16 protein-coding genes are annotated in these 19,641 nt (G+C 64.9%); 12 read left to right on the plus strand and 4 right to left on the minus strand.

Annotated features, from left to right (window positions below; all coding sequences use genetic code 11):
- Nucleotides 1-81: 81 nt before the first annotated feature.
- Complete coding sequence (locus H597_RS0123195) at nt 82-1,902, minus strand: DUF4153 domain-containing protein (RefSeq protein ID WP_028104209.1); 1,821 nt, start codon at nt 1,900-1,902, stop codon at nt 82-84.
- A gap of 91 nt (nt 1,903-1,993) precedes the next feature.
- Between H597_RS0123195 and dapC the strand changes: the two genes are divergently transcribed.
- From dapC to H597_RS0123230, 7 genes are all read left to right on the plus strand, one after another.
- Complete coding sequence (gene dapC / locus H597_RS0123200) at nt 1,994-3,211, plus strand: succinyldiaminopimelate transaminase (protein WP_028104210.1); 1,218 nt, start codon at nt 1,994-1,996, stop codon at nt 3,209-3,211.
- Entirely contained in the window at nt 3,208-4,029 is an 822-nt protein-coding gene (gene dapD, locus H597_RS0123205) for a 2,3,4,5-tetrahydropyridine-2,6-dicarboxylate N-succinyltransferase (RefSeq protein ID WP_035375044.1), read from the plus strand. Before dapC ends, dapD begins: the two co-directional genes overlap by 4 nt.
- Before the next feature lie 72 nt (nt 4,030-4,101).
- On the plus strand, nt 4,102-5,241 hold the full coding sequence (locus tag H597_RS0123210) for a PilT/PilU family type 4a pilus ATPase (protein WP_028104212.1): 1,140 nt from the start codon (nt 4,102-4,104) through the stop codon (nt 5,239-5,241).
- Between the two features lie 389 nt (nt 5,242-5,630).
- Nucleotides 5,631-6,038 (plus strand): hypothetical protein, encoded by a 408-nt coding sequence (locus H597_RS33525; protein WP_051294048.1) that lies wholly within the window; start codon nt 5,631-5,633, stop codon nt 6,036-6,038.
- A 61-nt stretch (nt 6,039-6,099) separates the two neighbouring features.
- Complete coding sequence (locus H597_RS0123220; protein ID WP_028104213.1) at nt 6,100-7,659, plus strand: helicase HerA-like C-terminal domain-containing protein; 1,560 nt, start codon at nt 6,100-6,102, stop codon at nt 7,657-7,659.
- Nucleotides 7,656-8,057: a hypothetical protein gene (locus tag H597_RS0123225; protein WP_028104214.1), complete on the plus strand. Its 402-nt coding sequence runs from the start codon at nt 7,656-7,658 to the stop codon at nt 8,055-8,057. The genes H597_RS0123220 and H597_RS0123225 overlap by 4 nt, the downstream gene beginning before the upstream one ends.
- Nucleotides 8,054-8,497: an acyl-CoA thioesterase gene (locus tag H597_RS0123230; protein WP_028104215.1), complete on the plus strand. Its 444-nt coding sequence runs from the start codon at nt 8,054-8,056 to the stop codon at nt 8,495-8,497. The genes H597_RS0123225 and H597_RS0123230 overlap by 4 nt, the downstream gene beginning before the upstream one ends.
- Nucleotides 8,498-8,617: 120 nt before the next feature.
- On the opposite strand, the gene H597_RS0123235 is transcribed toward H597_RS0123230, so the two are convergent.
- Nucleotides 8,618-11,461, minus strand: coding sequence for a TonB-dependent receptor domain-containing protein (locus H597_RS0123235; RefSeq protein WP_035375045.1), 2,844 nt, complete (start codon nt 11,459-11,461; stop codon nt 8,618-8,620).
- Nucleotides 11,462-11,668: 207 nt separating this feature from the next.
- Here H597_RS0123235 and H597_RS0123240 point away from each other — a divergent pair, with 207 nt between their 5' ends.
- From H597_RS0123240 to H597_RS0123255, 4 genes are all read left to right on the plus strand, one after another.
- Entirely contained in the window at nt 11,669-12,025 is a 357-nt protein-coding gene (locus H597_RS0123240) for an ArsC family reductase (RefSeq protein WP_028104217.1), read from the plus strand.
- Nucleotides 12,022-13,155: a succinyl-diaminopimelate desuccinylase gene (gene dapE, locus H597_RS0123245; RefSeq protein ID WP_028104218.1), complete on the plus strand. Its 1,134-nt coding sequence runs from the start codon at nt 12,022-12,024 to the stop codon at nt 13,153-13,155. The genes H597_RS0123240 and dapE overlap by 4 nt, the downstream gene beginning before the upstream one ends.
- A 10-nt stretch (nt 13,156-13,165) precedes the next feature.
- On the plus strand, nt 13,166-14,056 hold the full coding sequence (gene prmB, locus H597_RS0123250; protein ID WP_028104219.1) for a 50S ribosomal protein L3 N(5)-glutamine methyltransferase: 891 nt from the start codon (nt 13,166-13,168) through the stop codon (nt 14,054-14,056).
- Nucleotides 14,057-14,175: 119 nt separating this feature from the next.
- On the plus strand, nt 14,176-16,125 hold the full coding sequence (locus H597_RS0123255) for an ATP-binding cassette domain-containing protein (RefSeq protein WP_028104220.1): 1,950 nt from the start codon (nt 14,176-14,178) through the stop codon (nt 16,123-16,125).
- Here the strand turns inward: H597_RS0123255 and H597_RS32195 are convergent.
- Nucleotides 16,095-16,565, minus strand: a complete 471-nt coding sequence (locus tag H597_RS32195) for a chemotaxis protein CheW (protein WP_035375047.1) — start codon at nt 16,563-16,565, stop codon at nt 16,095-16,097. The genes H597_RS0123255 and H597_RS32195 overlap by 31 nt on opposite strands.
- A 127-nt stretch (nt 16,566-16,692) precedes the next feature.
- Between H597_RS32195 and H597_RS32200 the strand changes: the two genes are divergently transcribed.
- Nucleotides 16,693-17,727, plus strand: a complete 1,035-nt coding sequence (locus H597_RS32200; RefSeq protein ID WP_051294049.1) for an HDOD domain-containing protein — start codon at nt 16,693-16,695, stop codon at nt 17,725-17,727.
- A gap of 39 nt (nt 17,728-17,766) precedes the next feature.
- Here H597_RS32200 and H597_RS0123270 read toward each other — a convergent pair whose 3' ends face one another.
- Nucleotides 17,767-19,632 (minus strand): flagellar assembly protein A, encoded by a 1,866-nt coding sequence (locus H597_RS0123270; RefSeq protein WP_051294094.1) that lies wholly within the window; start codon nt 19,630-19,632, stop codon nt 17,767-17,769.
- Nucleotides 19,633-19,641: the final 9 nt, after the last annotated feature.

The following is a 19,641-nucleotide window of genomic DNA, read 5'->3' on the forward strand; positions in this document are numbered from 1 at the left end:
ATGGCCTTGTCGCAGGTCCTTGCCGTGCAAGCGCACTGCCTTCGTCGCCGCGCCTAGCCACGCCCATGTTGGAACAGCCTCTTAGTGCGCGGCCGCGGGCTGGGCGCAGTCCGGCGCCGCGTCGGACGGGGCCAGCACGATGCGCTGGCCACCGGTTTCGATATCGCGCAGATGCGGTTCGGCCAGGGTGAAGTCGCCGGCGCGCAGGCGTTGCAGGATGCCGGCGCATCCCGCCAATTGCACTGGCGGCCGCGCCACCACCTGCCAGGCGCCGCCGCGCTCGGCCAGCAGCACGGCGCCGTCGCCGCGCGTCGTCCCCACCAGCAGCACGTCCGGCCGGCCATCCCCGTCGGCATCCAGCACGAACGCATCGCATTTGCTGCCCGCCCGGCGCAGGCAGCCCGGCATCATGCCGGGAAGCTGGGCGGGCGCCCAATCCTGCCGTAGAAAGCCCGCCGGCAATTGCGCCCCGGACGGCCACACATCCAGGTTGGCGGCAATATCGGCGGGCGCGGACGATACGGCGCCTGAGGGGTCCTCATAGCGCTGGCGCAAGGCGCTGGCGGCGCGGGTACGCACCAGGTCCGCATGCTTGCCGGCGCCGCGCGCTGCCAGTTCCTGCAGCGCCTCCATGCCGTAGCGCGCGCCGTGGAAGCGCAGGAAACCATAGTCGAATTTCTCGGCCGGGGTGGCGCCCTGCTCCAGGCGCGCCACCTGGTCGCTCACAGCGATGCGGGCCGGGTCGGCGACCGGGGTGAACAAGGCAAACGACACGGCCAGCGTCAGCAGCGCCGCGGCCTGGTTCACCCGGCGCAGGCCGTCCAGCCAGGGGTCGCCGCGGTGCGCGGCCGCCAGCGCATAGCCGCCCGCATAAAACAAGGCGAGCAGCAGGCAGGCGGCGGCCAGCACGCGATCCATGGTCCAGCCATAGTCGCCCACCCGCAGCCCGAGCGCGTGCGCGCCCAGCAGCACCAGCGGCAGCAACAGCAGGCAGGCCAGGCGGGCGGCCAGGCGCACGCTGCGCGCCAGCCCGGCCGCCGCATCGCCGGCCTGGAACGCCGCGTTCACCAGCACCACCAGCACGGCGCAGCTGGCCAGCAGCACGGCCGTGGCGTGGCGCGTTTGCCACAATGCCTGCAGGCCTGTGAACGGCAGCGCGGCCAGGAAGCCGCCCTCCAGCAGCACGGCGATCGGCAGTATCCAGGCCATCAGCACCAGCAGCAGGCTGCGGATGCCGCGCACGATGGCGGGCCGCACGTCGGTGGTGTGCATGGCGCTGGAGAACGCCAGGCACACCAGCGGTACGGAGAACCACGATTGCCGCAGCAGCTCTTCAAGGAAATGCAGGTTCAACAGGGCGAACAGGGCCGCGCCCAGCCACATCACCAGCCACACGGCAGCGACGAACATGGCGGAAAACGACAGCTGGATGGCCAGCTTCCATGCGCTTTCGAAGCAGGTGGCGTAATGGGCGATGCGGCGCCGGTCCTGCGCGCCGGCCAGCACCAGGCTGTGGGCAATGAAGAAGAAGCCCAGGCAAAAGGGGAATACCAGCAGCGAGGGCCGCCGTTGCGGGGCCAGATCGAGCGCGCTGCGCCACGCCTCGTGCATGCCGGTGACGGCCAGCACCGCGGCCGCGGCGCCCAGCCAGCGCAGCAGCGGACGCCGCTCCAGGTGGCCCAGGCTGGAAATCAGCAGGACCGGCAGCAGGACGCCACTCAGCACCAGTGGAAAAAACAGGCCCGGATGACTGGCCGGCCAAGCCCCGGCCTGCAGGGCGTGGTACAGGAAATACAGCAGTCCGCCCTGCGCCAGGCCGACGGCGAGGCGCAACCGCCCCACGCGTCCGGTGACGGCGGCATCGCGTACGGCAAGCTCCGTGTCGGTGAGCGAGGCGTCCATGGGCCGATCATAGCCCGTTGTCAATTTTGCAGCAATGCCACCGTTGCGCGGTGTCGCTATATAATCAATAGCTCAACCAGCCGTAAGCGCCATGAATCCACATCTAGACAAGCTGCAGTCGTACCCGTTTGAGAAGCTGCGCCAACTGTTCGCCGGCAGCACGCCCAACCCCGCATTCAAGCCGATCAGCCTGGGCATGGGCGAGCCCAAACACCCCACCCCGGCCTTCATCCGCCAGGCGCTGGTGGACAACCTGGACGGACTGGCCTGCTATCCTGTGACCGCCGGTAGCGAGGCGCTGCGCAACGCCATCGCTTCCTGGCTGGAGCGCCGCTACGGCCTGCCGCCGCTGGACCGCGCCACCCAGGTGCTGCCGGTGAACGGCTCGCGCGAAGCGCTGTTCTCCTTCGCGCAAACCGTGATCGCCCCCGATACCGGCGCGCTGGTGATGTGCCCCAACCCGTTTTACCAGATCTATGAAGGCGCGGCGTTCCTGGCCGGCGCCGAACCGTATTTCGTCAATTCCGATCCGGCCCGCAATTTCGCGCCGGATTACGACAGCGTGCCGGAAGAAGTCTGGCAGCGCGTACGCCTGCTGTTCATTTGCTCGCCGGGCAACCCGACCGGCGCGGTGCTGACGCTGACCGACTGGGAAAACCTGTTCGCCCTGTCCGAACGGTATAACTTCATCATCGCCGCCGACGAGTGCTATTCGGAGATTTACCATGGCGCTGAGCCGCCGCTGGGCGCCATGCAGGCCGCCCATATCCTGGGCCTGACCAGGGCCGGCGAGCCGTACGCGCGCCTGGTGGTGTTTTCCAGCCTGTCCAAGCGCTCCAACGTGCCGGGCATGCGCTCGGGCTTCGTGGCCGGCGACGCGCAAGTGCTCAAGCAATACCTGCTGTACCGTACCTACCACGGCAGCGCCATGGGCCCGCATGTGCAGGCCGCCTCGGTCGCCGCCTGGGACGACGAAACCCACGTCGAGGAAAACCGCGCCCAGTACCGCGCCAAGTTCGCCGCCATCACGCCCCTGATTCAGGAAGTGCTGGACGTGCAAATGCCGGACGCCAGCTTCTACCTGTGGGCCGACGTCAGCCGCACCGGCCTGTCCGACACCGAATTCGCCCGCCGCCTGCACGCCGAGTACAATGTCACTGTGCTGCCGGGTAGCTACCTGGCACGCGACGCCCACGGCAGCAACCCGGGCCGCAACCGCATCCGCATGGCGCTGGTTGCCGAAACCGGGGAAGGCCTGGAAGCGGCGCGCCGTATTGTCCAATTCTGCCATCAACTAAACAAACCATGAGCATCCAGCAAATCATTGAAACCGCGTGGGATAACCGCGCCGAGATCAACCCGTCCAACGCCAGCGCCGACGTGCGCGACGCCGTCAGCCAGGTGCTGGCCGGCCTGGACAACGGCGCGCTGCGCGTCGCCCAGAAGGAAAACGGCGCCTGGGTCGTCAACCAGTGGATCAAGAAGGCCGTGCTGCTGTCCTTCCGCCTGGAGAACAACGTGGTCATGCCATCCGACGGCACCATGCAGTTCTACGACAAGGTTCCTACCAAGTTCGCCAACTACTCGGCGGAAGACTTCGCCAAGGGCGGCTTCCGCGTGGTGCCGCCGGCGGTGGCGCGCCGCGGCTCCTTCATCGGCAAGAACGTGGTGCTGATGCCGTCCTACGTCAATATCGGCGCCTACGTCGACGAAGGCGCGATGGTCGACACCTGGGCCACCGTGGGCTCCTGCGCGCAGATCGGCAAGAACGTGCACCTGTCCGGCGGCGTGGGCATCGGCGGCGTGCTGGAACCGATGCAGGCCAATCCGACCATCATCGAAGACAACTGCTTCATCGGCGCCCGCTCCGAGATCGTGGAAGGCGTGATCGTCGAGGAAAACTCGGTGATTTCGATGGGCGTGTACATCGGCCAGTCGACCAAGATTTACGACCGCACCACCGGTGAAGTATTCTATGGCCGTGTGCCGGCAGGTTCCGTGGTGGTGTCGGGCTCCCTGCCGTCGGCCGACGGCAAGTACAACCTGTACTGCGCCGTGATCGTCAAGCGCGTGGATGCACAGACCCGCGCCAAAACAGGCATTAACGAACTGCTGCGCGGCGTTTAAGCCCCGCAGACCCGGGTCCGGCACTTGGGCCGGACCCTGCCCGACCGGGCTTAAAAAGGAGATACAAAAAAAATGGCAATGGACCGCCTGTTCCAGCTGATGAAGGAAAAAAACGCCTCGGACATGTTTTTCGCCGTAGGCTCGCCGGTGCACCTGAAGATCAACGGCATCCTGATCCCGATCAACCAGCAAAAGCTTGAGCCCGAAAACCTGCTCGCCCTGCTGGCCGAAGTCTGCTCGCCCGAACAGATGGAAGAACTGGAAAACACCAGTGAGCTGAACATGGGTATCTCCATGGCCAACCTGGGCCGCTTCCGTCTGTCGGCGTTCCGCCAGCGCGGCAGCATTTCCGCCGTGTTCCGTTTCGTCCCGGCCGCCATTCCGCCGCTGGGCGAACTGGGCCTGCCGCCGGTACTGGCCGACCTGATCATGGAAAAACGCGGCCTGGTGCTGCTGGTCGGCGCCACCGGCTCGGGCAAGTCCACCACCATCGCCTCCATGCTGGACCACCGCAACGAACTGCGTTCGGGCCACATCCTGACGCTGGAAGACCCGATCGAATACCTGTTCCGTAACAAGAAGTCGATCGTCAACCAGCGCGAAATCGGCAGCGACGCCAAGGACTTCTACACCGCCCTGCGCAACTCGATGCGCCAGGCGCCCGATTGCATCCTGATCGGCGAAATCCGCGACCGCGAGACCATGGCCGCCGCGATGGCTTACTCGCAGTCGGGCCACCTGGTGTTGGCGACCCTGCACGCGAACAACTCCTACAATGCGCTGAACCGCATCATCTCCTTCTACCCGATCGAGAACCGCCCAGCGCTGCTGCAGGATTTGTCGTCGTCGGTGAAGGCTATCGTGTCGCAGCGATTGATCCGCTCAGCCGGCGGTGGCACACGCACGCCTGCGGTCGAGATCATGGTGAACACGCGCTACATTTCCGACCTGATCGAAAAAGGCGAAATCGGCCAGATCAAGGAAGCGCTGGAAAAGTCGCTCTCGCCGGGCTCCCAGTCCTTCGAGCAGGCCCTGTACAAGCTGGTGATGGAAGGCACGATCACCAAGGACGAAGCGCTGGCCAACGCGGATTCGGCCACCAACTTGCTGTGGCTGCTGAACCACGGCCTGGAAGCGCCGCCGCCAACCACGGAAGAAGAGCTGCAGACGCCGACCGACGCTTCTTTCACCGAGTTCACGCTGAATTCCTGACCCCTCTGAGCCGCGGCAGGAACTTCCTGTTCCTGCCGCGGTCTTATCTCCTGCCCTGTGGCCCGTCCTATTTAGGGCTCCTTGGCTCAAAGATGCTCAAACTTGCATAACCTTGTTTAAAGTTGCTTAAAGCTGCTTAAAGCTGCTTATTGCAGCCTCGTTTTGCCCTATTGTTGCTCGTTCCGATCATTTTCTTGCTCGTTTTTGCTCATTTCCACTCGAGTTCCCGCGCAAAAATTGTTCCATGCGCCGAGTCATTTCGAGCATAAACGAGAAGTTTCAAGAGAAATCGAGCGCGAAATAAGTCAGTTCGAGCAAGTATTTAGCAGCAATTAGCACGATTATTGCGATTCGAGCCGGTTTAAGGAGAATTTGCGAAGGAGCGCAAAATGGAAGGCCTGATAGGCATCTCAATACCATTCCAGGTATTTCTCGATCTCAGTGCATATCTCGACGGCAGGCGGTCAACCGAAGAATTCGCCGAAGTGGCAGGTCGCGCGATCAGCGAATGGATCGCACTCCAGCATGCCACACCGACCCATGACGGCGGCTCGTCGTTCGGCGGCTATCAATGGAAGACGCTATTCCTTCCGTCCGGCACGCGACTGCGGCTCACCATCAGGAAGGCCACACATCATGCCAGCGTCGAGGGCGATTGCATCGTTTATGAAGGCGCCGCCGTGACGCCTGCCCAGCTGGTCAATCAAGTGGCCGGCGGCACTCGCAACGCCTGGAAACACATCTGGCTTCAACTACCTGGCGACACGCGATGGCAACGCGCTGAATCGCTACGGTGACTTACGCAGGGCATGCGATGAGGTATGATCGGAATTTCATATCAACAAGAATTCCGCCCCCATGAGCACCGCCCTGCCCATCGCCAAAAGCGACACCCTCTCCCTCGACCTGCTGTCCAACCTGGTCAACCGCCACGGCTGCATCACCGGCGCCACCGGCACCGGCAAGACTGTCACGCTGCAGCGCATGGCGCAGGCCCTGTCCGATATCGGCGTGCCGGTCTTCATGGCCGACATCAAGGGCGACCTGTCCGGCATGGCCAAGCCCGGCGTGCTGGGCGAGAAGATGGCCAAGCGCCTGGAAGCGCTGAAACTGGACACCCCGCAATGGGCCGGCTGCCCCGTCACCTTCTGGGACGTGTTCGGCGAACAAGGCCACCCGGTACGCGCCACCATTTCCGACCTCGGCCCCACCCTGTTGGCGCGCATGCTGAACCTGAACGACACCCAGGAAGGCGTGCTGCAGCTGGTGTTCAAGATCGCCGACGACAACGGCATGCTGCTGCTCGACACCAAGGACTTGCGCGCCATGCTGCAGCACGTGGGCGACAACGCGGCCGACTACAAGACCAGCTACGGCAACGTCAGCGCCGCCAGCATCGGCGCCATCCAGCGCGGGCTGCTGGCGATCGAGGAACAGGGCGGCGAGCAGTTCTTCGGCGAACCAATGCTGAACATCGACGACCTGCTGCAGACCGACGCCGCCGGCAAGGGCGTGGTCAATATCCTGGCCGCCGACAAGCTGATGAACGCGCCGCGCATCTACGCCGTGTTCCTGCTCTGGATGCTGTCCGAGCTGTTCGAGAACCTGCCCGAGGTGGGCGACCTGGATAAGCCGAAGCTGGTCTTCTTCTTCGACGAAGCCCACCTGCTGTTTGCCGAAGCGCCGAAAGCCCTGCTGCAGAAAATCGAACAGGTGGTGCGCCTGATCCGTTCCAAAGGCGTCGGCGTCTACTTCATCACCCAGAACCCGCTCGACATCCCGGAGACCGTGCTGGGCCAGCTGGGCAACCGGGTGCAGCATGCCTTGCGCGCTTACACCCCGCGCGACCAGAAGGCCGTCAAGTCGGCCGCGGAAACCTTCCGCCCCAACCCGGCGCTTGACGTCGCGCAAGTGATTACGGAACTGGGCGTGGGCGAGGCGCTCGTGTCCTTCCTGGACGAGAAAGGCACGCCGCAGATCGTGCAGCGCGCCTTCGTGCTGCCGCCCGCTTCGCAACTGGGCCCGATCACCCCCGCCGAACGCCAGGCTGCGCGCGACAACTCGGTCGTGGCCGGGGTCTACGAACAGACGGTGGACCGCGAATCGGCCTATGAGAAGCTGACCGGGCGCGTGGGCGCCGGCAACGCCAATGCGCGCGGCGGCAACGGCGGGACGTATGATGGCCGCAGCACAACTGGCGCAGCCAGCGGACGGGCGCCAGCTCCGGCGCCAGCCCCCGTCCCCGCCGACAGCGGCGGCTCCATCTTTGGCGATGTGCTGGGGGGTATCTTTGGCGGCGGCGGCAAGCGCGACTCCGCCGTGCAGGCGATGGTCAAATCCGCCGCCCGCAGCATCGGCTCGCAAGTGGGGCGCGAAATCATCCGCGGTGTACTGGGCTCGATCCTGAAGGGCCGTTGACCGTGCGCGCGGCGATCCTGCTGCCGGCGCTGCTGTGCACATTCACGGCGCAGGCCTGCCCGGCCGACAACGCGCGTCCTATCGCATCGCTCAGCGACTTGCCAGAGGCGGTACTCAAGCAGCTCGGCCGGTTCGAAAAGCCGCAGCCGGGCATCGCCGACATCGGCGAGAATTTCAATGGCTCCGACGTGATTTATCCCGACAGCCCACCGCAGCGCCGTCTGCTTGCCGGCACCGCGGCAAAGGACTGCATAGAATTGAAAGTGGAATTCGGCGGTTTCGCCTACCACACGGAACTGCTTGAATTCCGCGACACCTTCCGCGGTTGGATCAAGACCAAGGGCAGCTACGACGCCCCTGTCCTCATGCCTGCGCCGGCCCTGGCACCCCAGCCATGATCGGTCCAAGCTGGGACAGTCCCCGTCCTTTTATCCTGCCAGTGACACCCCAGGCGGCCGATATTGATGGCCTGGACCACACCAACAACGCGGTCTACGTGCGCTGGTGCGAAGAAGCCGGCTGGGCACACTCCAACGCGCTCGGACTGACGCTGGCCGACTACAAGCGCCTCGACCGGGGCATGGCGATCCGGCGCAGCGAGTTCGACTACATTTTCGCCACCGGGCAAGGCGAGGCGCTGCTGCTCGGCACCTGGCTGCTGCCAGGCGATAGCCCGCTATCGATGCAGCGCCGCTTCCAGCTAGTGCGCCAAAGCGACAGCACCACGGTCCTGCGCGCCCGCTGGGACCTGGTTTGCATCGAGCTTTCGAGCGGCCGTCCCAAGCGGCTGCCGCCGGAATTCAGCGGGATTTACCTGCCGGCCTTTGCAGCGCTTTAGCCTATTTGCAATGCACCCGGCGCGCAACCGCTGAAAGCCGCGCCACACTTTCCCCCCAAAAAAAACGTGCGCCGCCTGCCTTATCGGCAAGCGGCGCACGCAGTGGTCAAGCCCTATCGATTAGAACTTGTAGTTGGCGCCGATATTGAAGAAGCGGCCAACCGCGCCTGCCTGGTGCAGCGCCGGGTTGTAGAACGTCGACGCTGCGCTGCCGTAGGTCTGGAAGTCCAGCGGCGGCTGCTTGTTGAACAGGTTCAGGATCGAGCCGTGAATGGTCCAACGGTCGGTCAGCTTGTACGACGCGTTCAGGTCAAACGAGGTGAAATGCTTCACGCGGCAGAACTGAGCCGGCGCATTGGCAAAGGCGCCGCTACCGTTGTCGATCGCATCCTGGCAGGTCAGCGCATTGGCGTTGGAAGGATCGGTCACGCTGTAACCGCTCACCCAGTTCACCGTGCCGGTCAGGTTCAGCGGGCCATTTTCAAATCCGAGGATCAACTGTGCGCGGTCCTTCGGATTGCCGGTATCGCCCGACACGCCGGACGGACCGTGCGTACCAGCCAGTTCCACCGTTTCGCCGCCCTTGGTGCCTTGCTTGTAGCTGAACATGTGGGATTCGATCAGCTCGGCCGAGATCTTGCCGACGCCTTCCACATTGAAGCGCAGGCGCATGTCAAGATCCAGGCCACGGGTGGAAGTGAACAAGGCGTTTTCATACGGATACGGCGCGAACAGCATATTGCCGACCGATGGAGTACGCGTTCCCAGCGAACCGTCAGGCAGGACGAATGGCTGTGCAACCGGATTACCGCGCACGACGTACGCCATGGCATCGTAGCCAGGATCGCTGTAGGCGCTGATGATCTGGTTGTCGACGCGAATGTGGTAATAGTCGGCCGACAGGTTGAACATCTTGCTCGGCTCAAGGATCAGGCCCAGGGTGTACGACTTGGACTTTTCGGGCTTGAGGTTCTTGCCAGGCTGCTGCACGCCGGCCAGGCCGAGGTTGCACTGCTGCGGATAGTTGCCAGCGACGGTTTCCTTGGCGTCTCCGTCGTTGGCGCACAGGATCGGATCATCCGTTGCATTGGCGGCGAAGAAGCTGCCCGTGTTGCCGGTCTCTGCCGGGTTCGGTGCGCGGAAGCCCTTCGTGTACGTGCCGCGCAGGGTCAACTCTTTGGCAGGCACGTATTTGAAGCCGAACTTCGGCGTGGTCGAGTTGGCGACACCTTGCACGTGGTCATAACGCAGCGAGGCATCCAGTTCGAGGTTCTTCAGCACTGGCGCCACCAACTCGGCATACGTCGCCGCGATTTTCTGGGTGCCGATGGCCCAGGCGTTGTTGCCGATCTGGGCGCCCGATGCGACGCTGTCAGGAGCCTGTGCATTCAGCTTACGGTAGGTGTATTCCGCGCCAACACCCAAGGCCAGAGCGCCGCCTTGCAGATCGGTCAGATCGCGCGAGCCGCGCAGGCTGGCGTATTCCAGCGTGCTGGTGGCCTTGGCGTGCTGGGTCGGGGCGATGAACTGGCGCAGGGTTGCCGCATTGCCGGAGGCCGCCGCACCCACCAGGTAAGGATGAACCGGATCGTTGAACGCAGCCTGGAGGTTCGCCAGGTGGAAGCTGCCATCAATCGCCTGTTTCACCGTGCTCTTGCTGTAACCCACGGACGCGGTCACGTCCCATTGGCCGAGCGTGCCGGTAACGTCGCCGACCAGGCGCACGGTGTCGGACTTCAGGCCGGTACGGCCGCCGCCCAGCTCAGGGAAGTCGTATTGCAGCAGTTGCTCGCTGCCCGTGTTATTGCCAGGGTAGGTGGATGGCACGGTCAGGAACAGGGCACCGTCCGTTGGCGTGGAAACGGGATTCGGATAACCCGGGCCGTATTGCAGCCCGGTCAGGCCGGCGGCGCGCCTTGCGTTCGACGTGGAGAAGCGCCCGATCTGCTCGGCCTTCGACTCGAACAAGGAGCCTTTCAGGTTCAGCTTCCAGTCTGCGCCCAGCTTCTGCACGAACGAGCCCATGACGTTGACGTTCTTGGTTTCCGGTTGCAGCTCCAGGTCCTTGTCAACATACGCGCATTGCCCGGCATTGAACATGGTCTGGTCGCAGCCCGGCAGGAAGCCCGTGATGGCCTTGGTGCTTGGGTCGAGGAAGTAGCCGGTGATCGAGGTAGGACGGCGGCTATTGCTTGCCGTCGGCACGCCACGGGTCAGGTTGCGGCCACCCAGCGCGGTCCAGTCGGCGCGGGTGAAATCTTTACCCAGGCGGTCGGTCAGCAGGATCTTGTTCTGCTTGCGGTATTCGACCGCGAGGTAGGTGTTGTGGCCATCGGCGTCCAGGTCGCCCCAGCCGTAGATGCCCGACACGTGGGCGGTTCGGCCATCACGCTTGGAGGTTTGGCCGGCTTCGGCCGAAATGCTGCCGCCGACCACGGTCTTCTTCAGAATCACGTTGACCACGCCAGCCACGGCGTCGGAGCCGTAGGTGGAGGACGCGCCGTCTTTCAGAATTTCGATGCGCTCGATGGCTTCGAACGGGATCTGGCTGATGTCGACGAAGCTGCGCTGGCCGTCATCGGACAGCGCGTAAGGCGCCATGCGGTGGCCGTCGATCAGCACCAGGGTTGCGCCCACCGACAGGCCACGCAGCGAAATGCCGCTGGCGCCGCCAGCGAAGGCGCCGCTGAAGGACTGGGACAGGGTGCCTTGGCCGTTGGCCGTTACATTGCGCAACACCTCGGAGACCGTGGTGTAGCCGGAATTCTTCAGGTCCTGGGCAGACAACACTTGGACCGGGCTTGGCGTTTCCTTGTCGGCGCGGCGAATGGTCGAGCCCGTGATTTCAACACGCTGGATCGGCTGTGCTTCCGATCCGGCGCTGGTTTGCGCTTGCGCCGCAGGCGCAATGGCCAACGTGGTCAAGGCCAGGTGTACTGCCAAAGGTAAGACTTTGTACTTCATTCCGATGTTCTCCATGAGGATGAGGGGAACATCAAAGCACTTTCGGTGCAAATTCGTCAATTACATTATCTATAACGTTGTCATATTGCCACAGAAGTGTAACTAGATGTAATAGCAAGGGGGCCAAGCAAACCCGATTGCAGGGTTTGCCGCGGGATATAATGTCGTCCTTCGGCCTCCAGGCCGCCCCCGCACCAATCTTTTTACCTGATGATTACTCTCTACGGCATTCCGAACTGCGACACCGTCAAGAAAGCCCGCGTCTGGCTGGCCGGCCAGCAGCTCGACTTTACCTTCCACGACTTCAAGAAGCAGGGGCTGGACGAAGCCACCATGCGCGCCTGGCTGCACACCCTGGACTGGGAAGTGCTGGTCAACAAGAAGGGCACCACCTGGCGCGCCCTGTCCGACGCGCGCAAGGCCGCCGTCACCAGCGCCGACGCCGCCGTCGCCCTGATGCTGGAAAACCCGTCCGTGATCAAGCGCCCGGTGCTGGTGGGCGCCGGCGCGCGCGCCCATGTCGGCTTCAACGACGCCATGTACCAGGAAATCTTCGCAGCATGAGCGCTTCCCGCACCCTTCAACTGACCGAAAAACTGCTGGGCCGCGCATCCGTGACCCCGGACGACAAAGGCTGCCAGGACCACCTGAAATCCTGGCTCGAACCGCTTGGCTTCCGCTGCGAGACCATCATCTCGGGCGATGTGACCAACCTGTGGGCGCGCAAGGGCACGGCAAGCCCGGTGCTGGTGTTTGCCGGCCATACCGACGTGGTCCCCACCGGCCCGGTCGAAAAATGGTCGTCCGAGCCGTTCTACCCGACCCAGCGCGACGGCAAGCTGTATGGCCGCGGCGCCGCCGACATGAAGACGTCGATCGCCGCCATGGTGGTCGCCTGCGAAGAGTTCCTTGCCGCCCACCCGGACCATCAGGGCTCGATCGCCTTCCTCATCACCTCCGACGAGGAAGGCCCGGCCACCGACGGCACCATCAAGGTGGTGGAACAGCTCCGGGAGCGCAACGAGCGCATCGACTACTGCATCGTCGGCGAACCGACTTCCGACCAGACCTTGGGCGACATGATCAAGAACGGCCGCCGCGGTTCGCTGTCGGGCGTGCTCACCATCAAGGGCGTGCAGGGCCACATCGCCTACCCGCAGCTGGCGAAAAACCCGATCCACCTGGCGGCGCCGGCCCTGGCCGACCTGGTCGCTGAAGTCTGGGACCATGGCAACGAGTACTACCTGCCGACGTCCTGGCAGATGTCGAACATCAAGGCCGGCACCGGCGCCAACAACGTGATCCCGGGCGATCTGCACATCGACTTCAACTTCCGCTTCTCGACCGCCTCCAGCCACGAGAGCCTGCGCCAGCGCGTGCACGCGATCCTCGACCGGCACGGCCTGGACTATGAGCTGGACTGGGTCTTGTCCGGCCAGCCTTTCCTGACCCCGCGCGGCACGCTGTCCGAAGCGCTGTGCCACGCCATCAAGGACGAAACCGGCGTCGACACCGAACTGTCGACCACCGGCGGCACCTCCGACGGGCGCTTCATCGCCCAGATCTGCCCCCAGGTGATAGAATTTGGCCCCCCGAACGCCAGCATCCACAAGATCGACGAGCACATCGAAATCCGCTACATCGATCCGCTGAAGAACATCTACCGCCGCACCCTGGAAAACCTCCTGCGCTAAGAAGAAGACTATGGATACCACCCTGTACACCACCCCGCGCGACCTGATTCGCCACGCAGTCACCCGTTTCAACAAGGCCAAGCTGTTCTTCGGCCACGGCAGCGCCGACGCCTACGACGAAGCGGCCTACCTGACCCTGCACACCCTGGCCCTGCCGCTGGACCGCCTGGAGCCGTTCATGGACGCGCGCCTGCAGCCCGAGGAAGTGGCCGACGTGCTGGCCGTGATCGAGCGCCGCGCCAGCGAGCGCGTGCCGGCCGCCTACATCACCCGGGAAGCCTGGCTGGGCACCTACAATTTCTACGTCGACGAGCGCACCATCGTGCCGCGCTCCTATATCGCGGAACTGATTCCGAACTACTTCGCGCCGTGGGTCAACGACGCCGACAACGTGTCGGACATCCTGGAGCTGTGCACCGGTTCCGGCTGCCTGGCCATCATGATGGCGGACGCCTTCCCGGATGCGCAGGTGGATGCGGTCGATATCTCCGGCGACGCGCTGGATGTGGCGCGCAAGAACGTCGAGACCTACAAGCTGGGCGAGCGTGTGAACCTGATCCAGTCGGACCTGTACGCGAACGTCCCGGCTGGCAAGAAGTACGACCTGATCATCACCAATCCGCCCTATGTGAATTCCTCGTCGATGGCCGCGCTGCCGCAGGAATACCTGCACGAACCGCAGATCGCCCTGGACGGCGGCGCCGACGGCATGGACCTGGTGCGCCAGATCGTGGCCGGCGCGGCCGAGCGCTTGAGCGACGACGGCCTGCTGATCGTGGAGATCGGCAACGAGAAGGAATTCGCGGAAGCGGCCTTCGGCCATCTGGGCCTGACCTGGCTGACCACCAGCCAAGGCGATGATATGGTGTTCCTGCTCACTGCCGACCAACTGAAAATCTGAACCGGTAAGACGGTGTCCGACCCGCAGGGTCAGGCACCGATACGCGGCCGCCGCGGGCCCAGTGCCTGACCCTGCGGGTCAGGCACTGGTTTACCGGTCTTGAAGAAAACGACCAAAAAATGATCCGCTTCACCAACGTCAGCCTGATGCGCGGCCTGAAACCGCTGCTGGAAAACGCCGACCTGACCCTGAACCCAGGCGACAAGATCGGCCTGATCGGCGCCAACGGCGCCGGCAAATCCAGCCTGTTCGCCATGCTGCGCAACGAGCTGCACCCGGACCTGGGCGACATCGACTTCCCGAAAAGCTGGCGCATGGCCTACGTGGCGCAGGAAACCCCTGCCCTGCCGCGCACCGCCATCGACTACGCCATCGACGGCGACGCCCACCTGCGCGATCTGCAGGCCGAACTGGCGCGCCTGGAAGCCTTGCCCGACTCCCCTGAGCACGGCATCGAGATCGCCCACGTGCATTCCGCCCTGGCCGACGCCGACAGCTACACCGTGCAGTCGCGCGCCGAGCAGTTGCTACTGGGCCTGGGCTTCTCGCTGGAACAGATGCAGCAGCCGGTGGCCAGTTTCTCCGGCGGCTGGCGCATGCGCCTGAACCTGGCGCAGGCGCTGATGTGCCCCTCCGACCTGCTGCTGCTGGACGAGCCGACCAACCACCTGGACCTGGACGCCATCATCTGGCTGGAAGACTGGCTGAAGCGCTACCCGGGCACCCTGATCATCATTTCCCACGACCGCGATTTCCTCGACGAGATCGTCAACGTGATCGTGCACATCGACGAGCGCAGGCTGAAGCGCTACTCGGGCAACTACTCGGGCTTCGAGCGCCAGCGCGCCGCCCACCTGGTGCTGCAGGCGTCGGCCATCGAGAAGCAGCAGCGCGCCCGCGCCCACCTGCAATCGTTCATTGACCGCTTCAAGGCCAAGGCCACCAAGGCGCGCCAGGCGCAGAGCCGCATGAAGCAGCTGGCCAGGATGGAAGAACTGGCGCCGCTGCGCGCGGCCGCCGAATTCAGCTTCGAATTCCGCGACCCGGTCAGCGCACCGAACCCGCTGCTGGTGATGGAGGACGTCGACTGCGGCTACCACACCGAGCAAGGCGACAAGACCATTGTGCGCGGCGTGACCTTCTCCCTGGTGCAGGGCCAGCGTATCGGCCTGCTGGGCGTCAACGGCGCCGGCAAGTCGACCCTGATCAAGACCATCGCCGGCGACATCGACCCGCTGACGGGCACCGCCACCACCGGCAAGGGCCTGGTGATCGGCTACTTCGCCCAGCACCAGGTGGAGATGCTGCGCCACGACGAATCGCCGCTGTGGCACCTGCAGAAAATGGCGCCGACCGTGCGCGAGCAGGAACTGCGCAACTTCCTGGGCAGCTTCAACTTCCCGGGCGATATGGTGAGCAGCAAGATCGCCCCGTTCTCCGGCGGCGAAAAGGCGCGCCTGGCGCTGGCCCTGATCGTGTGGCAGCGTCCCAACCTCCTGCTGCTGGACGAACCGACCAACCACCTGGACCTGGAAACGCGCGAAGCGTTGACCGACGCGCTGGCCCAGTTCGAAGGCACGCTGCTGGTGGTCTCGCACGACCGCCACCTGCTGCGCGCCACCACCGAGCAGTTCATCATCGTCGAGAGCGGCCGCCTGCGCGAGTTCGACGGCGACCTGGATGAATACAAGGACTGGCTGCTGCAGACCAAGCTGGCCAAGCCGTCCGCCGCAGTGCCAGCCGCCGGCGCCGGCGCCGCGGCGCCGGACGCCTCCCCGGCCGACCGCAAGGAGCAAAAGCGCCTGGAAGCCGAACAGCGCCAGCGCCTGTCGGCCCAGCGCAAGCCGCTGGAAAACCGCCTGAAGAAGGTGGAAGCCGCCATGGCCCAGCGCAGCGGGCAGAAAGCCACGATCGACGCCGCCCTGGCCGATCCCGCCCTCTACGAAGCGGACCAGAAGGCCAAGCTGAAAACCCTGCTGGCCGACCAGGTCGAATGCAGCAAGGCGCTGGAAGAGCTGGAAGGCGAATGGCTTGAGCTTCAGGAGCAGCTGGAAGCGCTGGCCGCCTGACGCTGGCGCGCCGTGCCGCGCACCGCCATCAGGCGGTCGATATCGAGCATGATCAGGCGGCGCCCGCCCAGCTCCCCCATCCCCAGCAGGTAGTCCACCTCGCCGCCCGCCAGCGGCAGCGGGTGGACCGCCGACGCCGGCAAGCTCACCAGGTCGGTCACCCCATCCGTCACCATGCCCATCACGCAGGTCGACAGCTTCAGGATGATGACGTCGATGCGCGGATCGTGCACCGGCGGACGCGGGCCGAACGCCACGCGCATGTCGACGATGGGCATGATCACCCCGCGCGACAAAGCCACCCCCGCCACGATCTCGCCGCCCGCGGCCACCCGCTCGAGCGCGCTCAAGGGGCGCAGCTCCTGCACGCGGCGGTAGTCCAGCGCATATTCCAGGCCGCCCAGGCGGAACGTCAGGTACTGTCGCAGGTCGGCTTCCATATTGCTCCTCTGATTCCACGGATACGCTGTACCATCGTACCGTTACGCAACAGCAAGCATGTTGCGCATCCTCAAAGGAAGCCGCCTGGGCTACAATGCTTGCATAACAATTGCCGGGAATGCCTCCATGTACCAATGGTTGAAGCGATTGCTCGCCAAACCTGACAACGGCCCGCAAGCGGCGGCGGCAACTGCCGCGCCGGCGCCACAACGGCCTTCCCCGCCGCCGGCCCCGGCACCGGTGCGCTCGCCCGCGCTCGAAGGCGGCCCCGATTTCGAACAGAAAGACCTGGTCAATTCCGCCTTCCAGCGCTGGCTGTTTGCCCTGCCCGAGCGCGAATTCCTGGACGCCACCGCGCCCGAAGGCCGCGTGCTGCACGAGCTGATCCTGGCCGCCCAGTCGGGCCACAACGCGGCCGACATGCTGCGCCGCATGCCCGGCGTCATCCCGCAGCTGCTGCAAAGCCTGCGCAGCGAGAATTTCGCCGGCGCCGACATCGCGCGCAAGATTTCCAACGACCTGGTGCTGGTGGGCTCGGTGCTGCGCCTGGCCAATGCGGCGATCCAGAACAGCGGCGAGCCGACCACCATCCACAGCGTCGAACACGCCGTCATCGTGGTCGGGCAGGAAGGCTTGCGCCACCTGGTCACCTCGGTCGCCTTCCGTCCGATCATCGACCTGAACTCGGGCCACTACACCAAGCTGCTGGCGCCGCGCATCTGGACGCAGTCGGAGAAAAGCGCCGTCGCCTGCCGCATGCTGGCGCCGGAATTCGGGGTCGACCCGTTTGAAGCCTTCCTGGCGGGACTGGTGTTCAATTCGGGCCTGCTGACGGCGCTACGGGTGATGGACAGCGTCAACGCCGGCCCCGGCGACCTGGGCTCGGCCACCTTCCGCGCCCGCCTAGCCAGCGAGGCCATTGGCATTTCCGCCGGCATCTCGGAAGCCTGGAGCTTCCCGCCCGCCGTCACCGTGGCCATCCGCGAGCAGGCCAGCACGCGCAAGGGCGGCATCGCGTCGCCGATGGGGCGCGTGCTGGCCGTGGGCGACTATCTCGCGAAAGTGCGCATGCTGCAGTCCAATAATGCGCTGAACGACACGGAACACAACCTGTTCCACGACCTGCCCATCGGCGCCATGCCCTGTTACGCTGCAATTTGAAAGCGGGGAATGTCCGATTGCCAGAGCTGACCCCGGCTTTCATGCCGCACCCGCGCTCCAGTCGATCATGCCGGCGCTGCCGACGAACAGGGGCTGCTGCTGCCCCAGCGGGGCGCGTACGCGCAGCTTGACTTCCTTGGGCGGCAGCAGGTAGGCCGGGCCCAGGTCCGGGTTGAACACCAGTGTGCGCACCACCATGTCGCCGGCCACCTGCCGCACCGTGCAGCGCGCGCTGCCCATGACCGCCAGTTTTTGCCGGTAGACGTGCTCGCCCAGCTCCTGCTCTTTCTGCTGCGCGGCCTGGGCTTCCTTCATCTGCACCTGCAGCCGCGCCACCATCTTCAGCGAGGGCCCGACTTTCTGCGCCATTTTCTGGAACAGCACCAGCTGCTCCTGGTTCAGCGTCACTTCCTGCTTGCGCACCTTGCTGGCCAGCTGCAGGTAGTTGCGGATCTCCTGCTCCGCCGTGATGCTGTCCATCTGCGCCTTGCAGCGCTCGGCCTGCTGTTCATGCTTGCCGGCGCGCGCCGCGCATTCGGCCAGCTTCTCGTCGTATTTGGCGGTGTCCGGCACCATCACGTGCAGCTGCATTTCGGCCTGCTTGCGCGGACCGGCGCTGTCGATCTCGATGCGCCGCGCCGCGATGGCGCAGCCGGCCGCCAGCTTGATCAGCACTTCTTCGGCCATGATCTCGCAATTGTAAGCCTCGGTTATCACAACGCGGGTACCGGTAATCACGCAGTTCTGCGCCTTGCCCAGCACCACCTCGCCCTGCTTTGCCTGCAGCAGCGCGCCCGAGGCCACGCCCGCCACCCGGATATCGCCGTCGGCGTTGGACGCGCTGCCGCCCATCAGGTTCTTCTGCAGCGCGATGGTGCCGCCGCGCGAGCTGATATTGCCGAAGACGTCGGCGTGCACCGTGATATTGCCGCCCTCCACGGTGCGCTGCTCCTGGATTTCGCCGAATTCCTCGTAGTCGCCGTCCAGTTTCAGGTTGCCCGTGGTGCGCGCCGACACGCCTTCGCGGCTGATGATCTTGGGGCCGATGGAAATGCGCTGGCTCTTGCTGTCGACGTTGATGAAGCCTTCCGTCGACGACACCAGGTAATCGATGCCGTCATGGTGTTCGACCAGCGTGCCCTCGCCGGCCACGCTGACCAGCTCGACGTCGCGCGCCGCCGGCGGCTCGAGCAGAATGCCGGACAGCTCGAAGCCGCGCGTGCCCGGCGCCGGCGGTTCGCGCCGCAGCAGGCGCATGCCCGCCTTCACCTGCGGGAAGCGGTTCTGGAAGGTGTGCATATCGAAGCGGCCGTTGGCCAGCAGACGCGGCGCGTTGGAGCGGTGAATGCTTTCGGACACCTCCACGATGGCGGCGTCGCGCCCCGGCGCCGCCGGCAGCTTGCGCGCCACCACCAGGCGCGCCACCTTGCGGCTGGCGATGGCCTCGCGCACGACCGCGGCATCGATGCCGAAGCGCACGCCCTTGCTCCACAAGTCGGCGACGAATTCGCCGAAGTCGAGCTGGGCCGGCACCGGCGGAATCCCCACCACATCGATGAACACCGGTTCGAAGTAATATTCCGCCTCGCCGCCGACGATGCGCACCGATTTGTACAGTTCGCGCCGGGCGGCGGGAAACGCCACGATAGCGTCGGCAAAACGCCACAGCGGCTGGCCTTTCATGCCGTCCGGCAGCTCCGGCCCGGCGCCGTACAGGGCGCGGATGAAGACCCCGTAATCGAGGCCGCGGAAACAGGCACCGGACAGGAACACTTGGTTGGCAGCGCCCTGCAGCGAGGCCGCTGGGGCTTCCGCCTTGAAATAGACGCCATCGGCGCGCTGAACCAGCGACGATGGCAGATCGCCGGCCGCCGCGGCGGCCGTGGCAGCATCTGCAGGCACCATGTCTCCCGA

Origin of the sequence: Pseudoduganella violaceinigra DSM 15887 (assembly GCF_000425385.1) — a bacterium.
In the GTDB taxonomy this organism is placed as follows: Bacteria; Pseudomonadota; Gammaproteobacteria; order Burkholderiales; family Burkholderiaceae_D; genus Rugamonas; species Rugamonas violaceinigra.

Bases quoted from the DNA above. Each gene is read 5' to 3' on its own strand.
- H597_RS0123195 (WP_028104209.1), bottom strand. From the start codon at position 1,902: ATGGACGCCTCGCTCACCGACACGGAGCTTGCCGTACGCGATGCCGCC.
- dapC (WP_028104210.1), top strand. From the start codon at position 1,994: ATGAATCCACATCTAGACAAGCTGCAGTCGTACCCGTTTGAGAAGCTG.
- dapD (WP_035375044.1), top strand. From the start codon at position 3,208: ATGAGCATCCAGCAAATCATTGAAACCGCGTGGGATAACCGCGCCGAG.
- H597_RS0123210 (WP_028104212.1), top strand. From the start codon at position 4,102: ATGGCAATGGACCGCCTGTTCCAGCTGATGAAGGAAAAAAACGCCTCG.
- H597_RS33525 (WP_051294048.1), top strand. From the start codon at position 5,631: ATGGAAGGCCTGATAGGCATCTCAATACCATTCCAGGTATTTCTCGAT.
- H597_RS0123220 (WP_028104213.1), top strand. From the start codon at position 6,100: ATGAGCACCGCCCTGCCCATCGCCAAAAGCGACACCCTCTCCCTCGAC.
- H597_RS0123230 (WP_028104215.1), top strand. From the start codon at position 8,054: ATGATCGGTCCAAGCTGGGACAGTCCCCGTCCTTTTATCCTGCCAGTG.
- H597_RS0123235 (WP_035375045.1), bottom strand. From the start codon at position 11,461: ATGAAGTACAAAGTCTTACCTTTGGCAGTACACCTGGCCTTGACCACG.
- dapE (WP_028104218.1), top strand. From the start codon at position 12,022: ATGAGCGCTTCCCGCACCCTTCAACTGACCGAAAAACTGCTGGGCCGC.
- prmB (WP_028104219.1), top strand. From the start codon at position 13,166: ATGGATACCACCCTGTACACCACCCCGCGCGACCTGATTCGCCACGCA.
- H597_RS0123255 (WP_028104220.1), top strand. From the start codon at position 14,176: ATGATCCGCTTCACCAACGTCAGCCTGATGCGCGGCCTGAAACCGCTG.
- H597_RS32195 (WP_035375047.1), bottom strand. From the start codon at position 16,565: ATGGAAGCCGACCTGCGACAGTACCTGACGTTCCGCCTGGGCGGCCTG.
- H597_RS32200 (WP_051294049.1), top strand. From the start codon at position 16,693: ATGTACCAATGGTTGAAGCGATTGCTCGCCAAACCTGACAACGGCCCG.
- H597_RS0123270 (WP_051294094.1), bottom strand. From the start codon at position 19,632: ATGGTGCCTGCAGATGCTGCCACGGCCGCCGCGGCGGCCGGCGATCTG.